Raw genomic sequence first — 9,453 nt, 5'->3', positions numbered from 1 at the left:
CACCAGTCCCGTCGTCAGCCGGGCCGGGCGGCCTTTGAACCACTTGATCGGGTAGGCTGTCTTTGTCAGCACCGACGTGTACTCGCCGATCACGTAGAACACCATCCCGATGATGGCCCAGCCGGTCGCCGTTGCCGTCGTCACTTCTGGCATCGGCTCACCTCCACGCTGTCCGCCGTTCTTGCTCGATACGTCCGCTTGATGTGTTCGTTCTGAGTCATGAGTTTAGCCGTCCGTTCGTTTGTCAATCTGTTCGCGAGCTTTCAGCAGCAGTTTCAGCAACAACAGCGCCGCCAGCCCAGCGACGAACTTCGATGCCGTCGCCTGCGTGATCGGCAGGACCGGCGCGGAGCTTACCAACAACGTCGCTCCGTAGAACAACTGCCCGAGGTTCGCCCAGCCCCACTGCAGCAGCACCGCAATCACGTCGAGCTGGAACGCACCGAACAGTGTCGTCGCTGTTGCCGTTGCCGCACTTGCTGGGTGGGTGAGGAACTCTTTGAGCGACATCAGTTGATAAAGGCACCTCCGCCGGGGATGAAGTCCAGCGCACTCTCGATGGCTGTCCGCAGGTACGTCGAGTACGCGACCACGACAATCGCGAACACAATCGCCGCGCCCAGCAGCCCCGCCGGTCCCGTCCAGTCGAAAAAGTCAATCAGCAACTGGACACCAGAACCGATGACACTGAGCACTGGCTCACCGATTGCGGACCCAGCGTCAATGAGCGTCGTCGCGATGACGGCCGGGACATCCACGAGCCCGAGGTCACCAACTGTTGACGACCGAGAATGGCCGAAAAACACGTAGTTGATTGCCCAGAGGACTTTCTCAACGACGCCCTCGACGCCATTCAGCAGCGGCGTCAAGATCAGCCCCAGAATAAACCCGGTCGGAGAGGACGCGAAATCACTTAGGAGGGTAGCCCTCTCAGTGCCGAAAAAGTCCGTGACGGGGCCAGTGTCGTCAGCCATACTACTCGCCCCCAGCGAGCCGTTGGGCTCCCTCTCGAAGGCCGCGCACGACGACGAACAGCGTCACCAGAGTGAACCCCACCGCAACGAGGTAGCCCCAGAGTCCGAACTGTTCGACGCTACTGGCCCAAAGGTCCTGTTGGTACCACTGCAGAATCGGGACGAACAGCTCACCAAGCACGCCCGATCCCGTCGGTGTCTCGCCGGTCGACACTTCCCCGACGAACGACGTTGCGCCCTCGATGAGCCGCTCGGGGATACCGATTAGCTCGTCGATGTACCTCCGAAGGCCGATGTACACCGTCGCGACTGTCGACAGAAGTATCGACGCGCCGACGCGAGTCCAGTTGACCGGGTTCGCCGTGTCGACAATCTGGTATCCCGAAGACGACTCCGAGCTATTGATAAAGCTCGTCAGCCCCGAGTCATCAGCCATCGGCAGTGACCTCCGAGTTGTGGGGCTGGCGAGCCGTCATTTGTTGACCGTCTCCTCCTCGGTTAGGCGGGCTGCCAGCCACTCTGGCACCGACATCGGCGGCATGGGCGGACCAGACCGCTCTAATCGGATAAACGAGGCAATCAACCAAGCGCTGCTGGCAGCAGCGACGGTGCCTGCCGACAGCACAGGATTCGTCGCGAATGGACGAACGAAGAGGGTTGCAATGGCGGCACTGAAATCGGCAGTCGGGACCACCACAACGAACCCAAACAGCAATACAACCACTCCCAGCAAGTCAAGCTGGCGAGCCGTCATTCGTCTATCGTGTCCTCCTCTTCGACGCCGAAGATATCCGTTGGCACGTCGATAGGCAGGCCCGGCAGCACATCGCCAGTCTCGTCCTCACGGAGATAGCGCACGACTGCGTACAGCCCGATCATCACCAGCCCGACAGTCACTGGGAACGCGAACAGTCCGGCCAACGTCTCGCCCAGAATCGAACGCAGGACGGTTTCCGAGACATCCGCACCAGCAATCAGCAGATTCCCGGGAGCCTCGAAGAGCCCCGTTAGGAGCGACCCAATCGCATCGCCCGCGTTGTTGAACGGCTGGGCAAAGAAGTTCGCCACCGCGTTCACCACGTCGATGACTGCGACGACTGGCGACACAATCAGGCCGATAATCGACGCAGACAGCACCTTACCCGCGTCACCACCCTCCTGCAGGAAGTTTGTCACACCACTCAGTGACTCCTGCCCGCTGCCATCGCCGAGGTCCAGACTCGGGTCCGATGACATCCCGTCTCACCCCGCTATCCGGCGCTTGATCGGGTCGAACAGCCCCAGCACGAACGCCGCCGCCCCCAGCAGCGCCGCGATGAGGATGTTCATCGGCGTCAGTAGGCCATCGCCGCCACCGCCGAAGATGGCCCCGCCCGATTCCTGCTGGACGATCTCGCCGATCTCGATGGACTCCGCAGATTCGGAGTCGCTGTCCGTGCCGTCCTCCTCGACGACAATCCGGTAGCTGTCGTACTCCGACGAGTCAACGGCGAATGTCTTCTCCGTGGTCTCGCCGTCGGCTGCCGACACCTGCCCAGAGTCAACCTGCGTAGTGATGCCGTCAGACACGCCATAGACCGTGTAATCGACGCTCTGTCCGCTGGTGTTCGTCACTTCGAGGTAGACCTGCTGGGTCTGGTTGTCGACGGCGACGGTCTTGTCTGCCAGCGTGTCCGAGGTCGAAGTTTCGGTCGGTGTGGCGGTCTCAGTCGTCGCTGCGGCCGCGCCGCCAACGCCAGCGACGGCCATGCTGGCACAGATAAGGCCAGCCAGCAGCAGCGCAAGTGGTCGTGAACTGTTCGTGTCAGTCGAGAATGGTCCTATCATAGGTCTGAATCCCCGGTTTCGGGCTGGGGAACGCCCTGGTTGTCTGTCTGTTCGGTGCCGCCGTCGGTGGCCGCCAGCCGGGCAGCTGCAGTCGAGTCGTCAACCCTCGACGGGCTCTGCAGCCGCCGTCGGTCAGCATCGGCATCAGCGCAATCGCCAGAACAGTAGTAGAAAGCCGCTTGCCGTCGGAGCATCACCACTGACAGCGGCCCGAGTCGGCCCCGCCGCGGGCCCGAACTGCAGTGGACGACGGTATGCTCGTCAAAGCTGTCCCGGCCGGAGTGGTTGACAATCCGGTCGCCACAGTGGTCGCACGAGCCATCTACCTCCGGCGTGGCAACCTCATAGGCCACATAGCCGCCCAGCAGGGCAGCACCGACGCCGACGACCAGTCCGTCGACGATGCCGCCACCGACGGTCGCTGCGGTCATCAGCGTCCAGCCGGCGTAGGCCAGCCCAGTGGCGGAGAGACCGACACCGAGCCAGCCCACCACCGAGAGGTCCGACCGGCGGGCGTTGTCGACTTCGATGACGCTCACACGCCACCTCCGACCAGTTCGGCGGTGGGGAGATCGCGGCTCGCGCCGGCGGCTTCGTGCCGGGTTCGCTCGCGGCGGCGCTCGTCGATGTTGTGCCAGTCGATTCGATACGGTCGATGCGCGGTCTCGCCCGCGCTATCCGGCGGATTCCGGCCGCCGGCCGTGTTGTCGTCCATGGGTAGGGGTACTCCCCCGCGGCTGTGCCGCGGGTTGGCCGGCGATGTGGCTATCAGGTCATATACCCGCCGTTGAGCTACAGAATATGGTGACAAACGTTACACGGAACTCACATAGAAGCAACACATAATAGCCAAGAACATGCCACTCTGCTTATGCAGAAATTACAGCATCGAAGCGGGTCCGGACTGGTGACGATTCCGAAGCAGTTCCTCGAACGCGACGGCCTGGTCGACGAAGGTGGGGAGCCAAGTGACGCGCATCTGACCGTGGACCGACTGGGTGAGCGTGCCTACGTCGTTCGGGTGTGTGACGGTGACGTTCCCGAGTTGTCCGAGTGTGAGGCTGTCCGCCGGCTGGCCGCCGAGCGAATCGTCGACGAGGATGTGTACGGGCAGCAGCAGGGCGAGTAGCGCTACAGACCTATTTCTGCGAACGCGTCGTCGATCACGTCCTCGCTGGGGGCGTTCAGGTACGGCTCGATAGCGGCGAAGCTGTCCCAGCCGCCGACGGCCATCACCACGCGCGGGTTCACCTGCTCGTCGACCAGGAGACGCTGAGCGAAGCGGCGGCGGAGATCGTGCGTGCTGACCTTCTCGAAGTCGTCGTCGCCGGTCGTCTCGGCAGCTCGGGCAGCGGTGCGGCGGACGACCGCGCGGACGCTGGGTTGTTTCAAATCGATAAAAGGGTCTTTCGGCGCGATGTTGTGCTCGTTCTGGTAGCGCTGGAGGTCGCGCTCGACGTTGTCGGAGAGATAGGCGTCCCGTGGCTTCCCGCCGTTGCCCGATGTGTCCTTCCCGGCGCGAACGCGGAGGCGGTACTGTCCGCTGTCGGTCGCCTTCACGTCGACGGGGCGGACTTGCGGAATCTCGAAGGCGCGCAGGCCGACGAACGCGCCCAGTTGGATGATGAGGTCGTCGCGCTGGCTGTTCGTGGCTCGGCGGAGGTCCTCGATCTCGCTGTCGGTGAGCCAGACCTTGTGTTCGTTCCCGTCGGTGGCTTCGATTCGCATTACGATTACTTTAGTTTCCGTTAGGATAGTGGTTGCGGACGGCGTGATCGGCGCGGGGACACACCGGGTTTCGAGTGAAAATCGCGGTGTCTGTTACGACTTGTATAAGAAGCCGTTACTGTCGACAATCGGCCTGATCTCGTGATCAAAAATGTATTCCAAGTGTCTACGCCAACTGCGACCCGACAAATGAGGATACCGCACCTACAATTGTCGTCGGAACCCCTGCCGCGAGCACGGGCTGGAGAATATTACTGGCGCTTCCTGTAGACGAACCGCCGCCACCACCCGATCCGAAGTCTGCCGCCATCACCATGATATAAACGCCCAGAACGACCATCACGTAGAATCCAAGGAGCGTTCCAGCACTGGTTCCAATTGTACTGGAAATTTGGTCTTGTCCGACAATTCCGTTCAGAAGACCGGCAGATGATGCGACGACTGGCCCAAGCAGGAACATTGTGAAACCACTCTGTAACATAATTATGCCCACGAACACCTGTCCAAAGCCACTCCCGTCACCACTACCGATGAACTGTTGCTGGGCAGCACCGACGCTGAGATAGCCTGAGAGGCCCAGACCAACGCCAACGGTAGCGAAAACGAGTATTGCGACACCTGCCTGTTTACCAACTTCCCTTGTATCAACCATTTTTTCTCACTCTGGCGTACCGTCTTAGCTACATCTAATTAGCTTTTTGCGTATTAGATGCTATATGATTACTTTCACTTTCACTTTCACTCCGGACATGGCTCGCCCTTTTACTGGTCTCCGTTGACCATCCGGAGTGCAATGATTACCGACGCCAGAGCGCTTCGGCACGAGTTCGTACCGCGCGACCTCTACCATCGTGAGGGCCAGATCGACCATCTCTCGTCACAACTCACGCCGTCGAAGCTAGATCGCGGCGACCATGCCTTCATATTCGGGCCGAGCGGAGCCGGCAAGACGACCGTCGCGAAGTACACGCTCGGCCAGCTCGAAGCCGAACACCTCGGCGTCCGCTGGGCCTACGTCAACGGCATGAGCGACAACACCGACGCCGCAGTGATGCACAAGGCCGTCCGCGACATGGGGCTCGGAGCTGATCTACGGCGCGAGGGGACCCCGACCTCGGTGGCCGTCGACCGCCTCCGCGAGTGTGACGATCAGGTTATCATCATCCTCGACGAGGTCTCCGTGATGGACGAGCGGCCGCTGTATGTGCTCCACGAGATCCCCGGTGTTTCGTTTATTTGTATCACGACCGACGAGGACGAGTGGCTAGCCGACTTGGACGAGCGAGTGTACTCCCGGCTAAGCGCTGCCCCAGTCATCCGCTTGGAGAAGTACAGCCACGCGGAACTGATCGATATTCTCGATGCCCGTGTGACTCATGGCCTGGTGCCGTCTCGTGTCGACGACACCGCGGTCGAGTTCATCGCGGACATCGCGGCGGGGAACGCTCGCGAGGCTATTGCCCTGTTGCGCCGGGCCGCTGCCCACGTTGAGGACAACGAGATGCGCGAGTTGACACCGGCGGTGGTCGACGAGATCGCCGACGACGCACAGCGTGAGGTCAAACAGCGGAAAATCCGTGCGCTCGGGACGCACCAGCGGCTCCTGTTCCGGATCATTCGGCAGGCTGGTGAAGTCGACGCCGGGACATTGCATGCTCGCTACGAGGACCAGATAGATTCGCCGAAGGCCCGACCGACGCGACGGCGCTACCTCCGGTCCCTGAAACAGTACGACCTCATCGACGACGAAGGGAACGGCCGCGGGAAGTCGTACCGCTCACTGGTCTGATTTCCGTTCATTTTAGAATCGCCAGACGGCGGCCTTTCCGTTCACTTCCGTTCATCTTCCGTTCATCGGCTATTTTTGAGATTCTCGTGGGTGTGAGACGTTTTTCTCTCGTCTGAATTTTGGTGAAAACTGTTTCCGGTCACCCGCGCCCCAGTCCTTTTACGTACCATCTCGTCGCCGCAAATATGCCGCGTACTCAGACACCAGATCGAATCAAGCGCGAGAAGGTCGAAGGCATCGAGACGAAAGCGCTCATCTACCACAGCGACCCCGAATACAGCAGCCGCATCGAGGTCGAACGCGAGGAACGCTGGGAATTCGGTATCGACGGCGAAGCCGTCGCGACGCTTCTCTCGACCAGTGTGGTTGCGGACGACCTGCTCAGCGAGCCCGAGATGCCCGAGTGGCTGGTCGAGTCGCTGCTGGGACTGGGCATTGAGGAGATTGAGGCATGAGCACGGTCGAGAATCGGCCGTCGACGGAGTGGGGTTCTGGGGGGTGGCAAATCCGTCGACGGCCCACATCAACGGGAGCGGCTGGATGTAAAAAACGTAGCGAAGCAGGCCCGTCGTTGGGACAAATCCTACTCACTCAAGTAGTCGCGCCCGTCCTCCGAGATGATATAATAGGGTCTCGTACCCGCTTCTGCCTCAACCAGTCTACCTTCATCAAGAGGTTCCTTTTTCACCATAAGGACCAGACCCTCCTCTGCAAATTCATCAAGGTAGTTCCGGACGCTGTCAACTGTGAATGTAACGTCCTTGTGAAGTTTCAAATTTCTATAAATAAGCAACGGGGGAAGCGCCAACGGATGCTCCTTCATAAATTCGAGCAACTGCTGGCGTCTGTCCTCCTTTGTCATGTCGTCCCCATCTGGTCGAAGGGGCATATTTACACCGAAAATCTCAGATTTCACACAACTATTAGGTTCTTCCTTATTCTCTCGCATATTTCCTATAACTATGGGAAACTACTAAGTACTGTTGGAAATGACAGTACTGGTAAGACCGACGCGGCGCTCACGGTGGTAGTCTGTTCCTCGGAAAACGGGGAGCGGCCCCCTGCTGATGACAGAGAGGCCGCGTCGGTCGGGTATCCAACCGTGATGAAGGCAACACACGGGGGCGACAAAAGCCTCCCGCACGATTCAGACCGTTACGAACAGGCTACTAAGTGGAAAGCAAACGTTACCTGTCCGTTCTGTGGCACGCCCGTCGACGGGCTTGCCGCGGACGACCGGACGACCATCGACCCCTGCGGCCACAGCGCGGCCGCACTGACGACTGAGCGCGTTCTGGAGCAAGCATGAGTGAAACTACCGACAGCGACGACCGTACCGACTCGACGACCGTCCGAGCCGTCTTCCTGACCTACGAAGACGACGCGGACCTCGAATACGACGACGAGGGCCACATTACGAACCACGACGAGGTGGTCGACGCCGGACAGGCCTACCGCGAGATCCGGTGGCTCGACCGCGACACGGTTGAGGACTTCGAGATGACCGTCGTCGACGAGGACCATCCGCTGTGGTGTGACGCCGTCGCGAACCTCGAACGAGGCGATAGTCTCCGGGTCGACGGACTCCGGGAGGGTGACGATGCCTAACGCCGCCGAGAAAGATATCCAGAACATCGGCGTCGCCGACGGCGAGTCTTGGGCTGAGACCGCCGAACGACTCCGCGGTCGTGACGACGACTGCTGGCACTACTGCGTCTGTGGCGCGCGGTACCGCTCGCGCGGCCCGGCGCTCAAGTGCTGTAGTGACCGGTTCGCGGAGCGGATCACCGATGGTGGCACGCAGACGGCCACGGAGACTGAGCATTACGCTGACGGGTCGTTCGTTACCTGCCCCGATTGCGGTGGCGACCTGAACTACCAGAATCAAGAGGTCGTTCTCTGTACAGATTGCGACGCCGAGTTCAGCCACTTCTACGCCGACAACGGGACGAACGAACTGTGCCGAGCGCCCGACATGGAGCGGGTCACGACGGTTTACGACCCGGCTGACGACCAGCGCGACGACGAGGAGCTCGTCACCGACGGTGGGCAAGACCAGACGCCGCTGGACCGCCTCTTCATCGAGGACGCCGCCGACCGGCCCGACGAGATTGTCGTCGAGAACCTGACGACGCTGGATGCCGACGAGTTCGTCGCCCGGCTGGAGTCGCTGGCCGAAGCCGCTGAGACGGTTTCGGAACTGACCGCTGACCTCGAACGGCTCCGACAGACCGGCCTGTCCGACGACGACGCGCGAGACCTCATCTACGGGCGAAACGCTGGCGTGGCGAAGCGAGACATCGAGGCGCTGTTCGACGCTGTCGACCAGCTGAAGGACGGCCGGACAAAGCGCGACCCTTCCCAGCGCCTTCTGGCGGAGGTGTCCGGACTCTCGCTTTCGGACACGTCGGAACTGATGGACGAACTTGACCGCCTGCGGCATCGCTACGGAGGAATCAACGATGACGCGTAACGTCACTCGCTACCGAGCCGGTGGAGATTACCCATCCGTGTCCTACGGGCCGGCGAACGACGAGGAGTGGGTGCTGGCGGTCACGACCGAAGAATCGGGGCGCGTCGTACTCGAATTCAACGAAGAGATGATGTACAAGTTGTGGACCGAGGTGCAGAACGTTCCGTGGCCCAACGCTCACCACCATACTGAGGAACGGGGTCGGTTGGTCCGGCAGCTCGTCCACGCGGCGAACGGTGCCGATGAGGCGATGCTTCGGGACGCACTCGACGCGCTGGAGGTGCGCCGCTGATGCCGACCTGCCGGGGTTGCGGGTCGACGGTCACGGACCAGTACGCCCGCGTGTTCACACCCGACGGCGTCGATCAGCCCCGAGTCTGCCCGTTCTGTGAGGAGCGGATTCGAGACGGCGCGGAGGTGCGCGAGGCGCGGTCGACGCGTCACAACAACGGTACGGAGCCGACGCGGTACGACCCTGAGAAGGCGGAAGGCGGCGGAGAGTAGCGACTCGGCGGTTTCAGCGATTCAGGCCCACAGGTGGAAGCTCGGTTCGAGTCCGAGCGGGTCTCTCGACAGCGAGCGCGTGTCAGCTTGGTACCCTGGCCGCGCTCGCTGTCACCTCAGAGACCCATGCAGGAACTCATAGAGCATACAGTTGGTTG

The 9,453-nt window shown here is 61.2% G+C and carries 19 protein-coding genes; 8 read left to right on the top strand and 11 right to left on the bottom strand.

The features are described from left to right. Positions 1 to 225 precede the first annotated feature (225 nt). From DVK01_RS21890 to DVK01_RS16625, 8 genes are read right to left on the bottom strand one after another with little or no spacing between them, the layout of a single operon-like run. Positions 226 to 510 (bottom strand): hypothetical protein, encoded by a 285-nt coding sequence (locus DVK01_RS21890; protein WP_053967973.1) that lies wholly within the window; start codon positions 508 to 510, stop codon positions 226 to 228. Continuing rightward, on the bottom strand, positions 510 to 974 hold the full coding sequence (locus DVK01_RS21885; RefSeq protein ID WP_158598773.1) for a hypothetical protein: 465 nt from the start codon (positions 972 to 974) through the stop codon (positions 510 to 512). The genes DVK01_RS21890 and DVK01_RS21885 overlap by 1 nt, the downstream gene beginning before the upstream one ends. Position 975: 1 nt before the next feature. Beyond that, positions 976 to 1,410 (bottom strand): hypothetical protein, encoded by a 435-nt coding sequence (locus tag DVK01_RS16650; protein WP_121537628.1) that lies wholly within the window; start codon positions 1,408 to 1,410, stop codon positions 976 to 978. A gap of 36 nt (positions 1,411 to 1,446) precedes the next feature. Beyond that, on the bottom strand, positions 1,447 to 1,728 hold the full coding sequence (locus DVK01_RS16645) for a hypothetical protein (protein WP_121537626.1): 282 nt from the start codon (positions 1,726 to 1,728) through the stop codon (positions 1,447 to 1,449). After that, on the bottom strand, positions 1,725 to 2,210 hold the full coding sequence (locus tag DVK01_RS16640) for a hypothetical protein (RefSeq protein ID WP_121537624.1): 486 nt from the start codon (positions 2,208 to 2,210) through the stop codon (positions 1,725 to 1,727). The genes DVK01_RS16645 and DVK01_RS16640 overlap by 4 nt, the downstream gene beginning before the upstream one ends. A 6-nt stretch (positions 2,211 to 2,216) precedes the next feature. Further along, positions 2,217 to 2,801 (bottom strand): hypothetical protein, encoded by a 585-nt coding sequence (locus DVK01_RS16635; protein ID WP_121537622.1) that lies wholly within the window; start codon positions 2,799 to 2,801, stop codon positions 2,217 to 2,219. Further along, positions 2,798 to 3,340, bottom strand: a complete 543-nt coding sequence (locus tag DVK01_RS16630) for a hypothetical protein (protein WP_233560814.1) — start codon at positions 3,338 to 3,340, stop codon at positions 2,798 to 2,800. The genes DVK01_RS16635 and DVK01_RS16630 overlap by 4 nt, the downstream gene beginning before the upstream one ends. Further along, positions 3,337 to 3,516: a hypothetical protein gene (locus DVK01_RS16625; RefSeq protein WP_121537620.1), complete on the bottom strand. Its 180-nt coding sequence runs from the start codon at positions 3,514 to 3,516 to the stop codon at positions 3,337 to 3,339. The genes DVK01_RS16630 and DVK01_RS16625 overlap by 4 nt, the downstream gene beginning before the upstream one ends. A gap of 156 nt (positions 3,517 to 3,672) precedes the next feature. On the opposite strand from DVK01_RS16625, the gene DVK01_RS16620 reads away from it, so the two are divergent. Further along, a complete protein-coding gene (locus tag DVK01_RS16620) occupies positions 3,673 to 3,930 on the top strand; it encodes a hypothetical protein (RefSeq protein WP_121537618.1) in 258 nt (85 codons plus the stop codon). Positions 3,931 to 3,932: 2 nt separating this feature from the next. Here DVK01_RS16620 and DVK01_RS16615 read toward each other — a convergent pair whose 3' ends face one another. Further along, positions 3,933 to 4,529 carry a site-specific integrase gene (locus DVK01_RS16615; RefSeq protein WP_121537616.1) on the bottom strand — a complete coding sequence of 199 codons (597 nt, stop codon included), beginning with the start codon at positions 4,527 to 4,529 and terminating at the stop codon, positions 3,933 to 3,935. 166 nt (positions 4,530 to 4,695) lie between these two features. Beyond that, entirely contained in the window at positions 4,696 to 5,181 is a 486-nt protein-coding gene (locus tag DVK01_RS16610) for a hypothetical protein (RefSeq protein ID WP_121537614.1), read from the bottom strand. 141 nt (positions 5,182 to 5,322) lie between these two features. On the opposite strand from DVK01_RS16610, the gene DVK01_RS16605 reads away from it, so the two are divergent. Together DVK01_RS16605 and DVK01_RS16600 are read left to right on the top strand one after the other, a co-directional pair. Further along, a complete protein-coding gene (locus tag DVK01_RS16605) occupies positions 5,323 to 6,318 on the top strand; it encodes a Cdc6/Cdc18 family protein (RefSeq protein WP_121537612.1) in 996 nt (331 codons plus the stop codon). A gap of 185 nt (positions 6,319 to 6,503) precedes the next feature. Continuing rightward, positions 6,504 to 6,773, top strand: coding sequence for a hypothetical protein (locus DVK01_RS16600; RefSeq protein WP_121537610.1), 270 nt, complete (start codon positions 6,504 to 6,506; stop codon positions 6,771 to 6,773). A 128-nt stretch (positions 6,774 to 6,901) separates the two neighbouring features. Here DVK01_RS16600 and DVK01_RS16595 read toward each other — a convergent pair whose 3' ends face one another. Beyond that, entirely contained in the window at positions 6,902 to 7,180 is a 279-nt protein-coding gene (locus DVK01_RS16595; protein WP_147435172.1) for a hypothetical protein, read from the bottom strand. Between the two features lie 243 nt (positions 7,181 to 7,423). On the opposite strand from DVK01_RS16595, the gene DVK01_RS16590 reads away from it, so the two are divergent. The 5 genes from DVK01_RS16590 to DVK01_RS16570 are packed head-to-tail and all read left to right on the top strand — an operon-like array spanning position 7,424 to position 9,295. Continuing rightward, entirely contained in the window at positions 7,424 to 7,627 is a 204-nt protein-coding gene (locus tag DVK01_RS16590; RefSeq protein ID WP_121537606.1) for a hypothetical protein, read from the top strand. Next, complete coding sequence (locus tag DVK01_RS16585; RefSeq protein WP_121537604.1) at positions 7,624 to 7,926, top strand: hypothetical protein; 303 nt, start codon at positions 7,624 to 7,626, stop codon at positions 7,924 to 7,926. Before DVK01_RS16590 ends, DVK01_RS16585 begins: the two co-directional genes overlap by 4 nt. Beyond that, the gene (locus tag DVK01_RS16580) at positions 7,919 to 8,791 is read left to right on the top strand and encodes a hypothetical protein (protein ID WP_121537602.1); all 873 of its coding nucleotides are present in this window, start codon (positions 7,919 to 7,921) and stop codon (positions 8,789 to 8,791) included. The genes DVK01_RS16585 and DVK01_RS16580 overlap by 8 nt, the downstream gene beginning before the upstream one ends. After that, entirely contained in the window at positions 8,781 to 9,083 is a 303-nt protein-coding gene (locus DVK01_RS16575; protein WP_121537600.1) for a hypothetical protein, read from the top strand. The genes DVK01_RS16580 and DVK01_RS16575 overlap by 11 nt, the downstream gene beginning before the upstream one ends. Beyond that, positions 9,083 to 9,295, top strand: coding sequence for a hypothetical protein (locus tag DVK01_RS16570; RefSeq protein WP_121537598.1), 213 nt, complete (start codon positions 9,083 to 9,085; stop codon positions 9,293 to 9,295). Before DVK01_RS16575 ends, DVK01_RS16570 begins: the two co-directional genes overlap by 1 nt. Positions 9,296 to 9,453: the final 158 nt, after the last annotated feature.

This window comes from Haloarcula sp. Atlit-120R (genome assembly GCF_003665885.1).
Lineage (GTDB): Archaea > Halobacteriota > Halobacteria > Halobacteriales > Haloarculaceae > Haloarcula > Haloarcula taiwanensis.
The sequence above is the reverse complement of the archived record's forward strand: the minus strand, read 5'-3'. Positions and strand labels throughout refer to the sequence as shown.

Bases quoted from the DNA above. Each gene is read 5' to 3' on its own strand.
- DVK01_RS21890 (WP_053967973.1), bottom strand. From the start codon at position 510: ATGTCGCTCAAAGAGTTCCTCACCCACCCAGCAAGTGCGGCAACGGCA.
- DVK01_RS21885 (WP_158598773.1), bottom strand. From the start codon at position 974: ATGGCTGACGACACTGGCCCCGTCACGGACTTTTTCGGCACTGAGAGG.
- DVK01_RS16650 (WP_121537628.1), bottom strand. From the start codon at position 1,410: ATGGCTGATGACTCGGGGCTGACGAGCTTTATCAATAGCTCGGAGTCG.
- DVK01_RS16645 (WP_121537626.1), bottom strand. From the start codon at position 1,728: ATGACGGCTCGCCAGCTTGACTTGCTGGGAGTGGTTGTATTGCTGTTT.
- DVK01_RS16640 (WP_121537624.1), bottom strand. From the start codon at position 2,210: ATGTCATCGGACCCGAGTCTGGACCTCGGCGATGGCAGCGGGCAGGAG.
- DVK01_RS16635 (WP_121537622.1), bottom strand. From the start codon at position 2,801: ATGATAGGACCATTCTCGACTGACACGAACAGTTCACGACCACTTGCG.
- DVK01_RS16625 (WP_121537620.1), bottom strand. From the start codon at position 3,516: ATGGACGACAACACGGCCGGCGGCCGGAATCCGCCGGATAGCGCGGGC.
- DVK01_RS16620 (WP_121537618.1), top strand. From the start codon at position 3,673: ATGCAGAAATTACAGCATCGAAGCGGGTCCGGACTGGTGACGATTCCG.
- DVK01_RS16615 (WP_121537616.1), bottom strand. From the start codon at position 4,529: ATGCGAATCGAAGCCACCGACGGGAACGAACACAAGGTCTGGCTCACC.
- DVK01_RS16610 (WP_121537614.1), bottom strand. From the start codon at position 5,181: ATGGTTGATACAAGGGAAGTTGGTAAACAGGCAGGTGTCGCAATACTC.
- DVK01_RS16605 (WP_121537612.1), top strand. From the start codon at position 5,323: ATGATTACCGACGCCAGAGCGCTTCGGCACGAGTTCGTACCGCGCGAC.
- DVK01_RS16600 (WP_121537610.1), top strand. From the start codon at position 6,504: ATGCCGCGTACTCAGACACCAGATCGAATCAAGCGCGAGAAGGTCGAA.
- DVK01_RS16595 (WP_147435172.1), bottom strand. From the start codon at position 7,180: ATGACAAAGGAGGACAGACGCCAGCAGTTGCTCGAATTTATGAAGGAG.
- DVK01_RS16590 (WP_121537606.1), top strand. From the start codon at position 7,424: ATGAAGGCAACACACGGGGGCGACAAAAGCCTCCCGCACGATTCAGAC.
- DVK01_RS16585 (WP_121537604.1), top strand. From the start codon at position 7,624: ATGAGTGAAACTACCGACAGCGACGACCGTACCGACTCGACGACCGTC.
- DVK01_RS16580 (WP_121537602.1), top strand. From the start codon at position 7,919: ATGCCTAACGCCGCCGAGAAAGATATCCAGAACATCGGCGTCGCCGAC.
- DVK01_RS16575 (WP_121537600.1), top strand. From the start codon at position 8,781: ATGACGCGTAACGTCACTCGCTACCGAGCCGGTGGAGATTACCCATCC.
- DVK01_RS16570 (WP_121537598.1), top strand. From the start codon at position 9,083: ATGCCGACCTGCCGGGGTTGCGGGTCGACGGTCACGGACCAGTACGCC.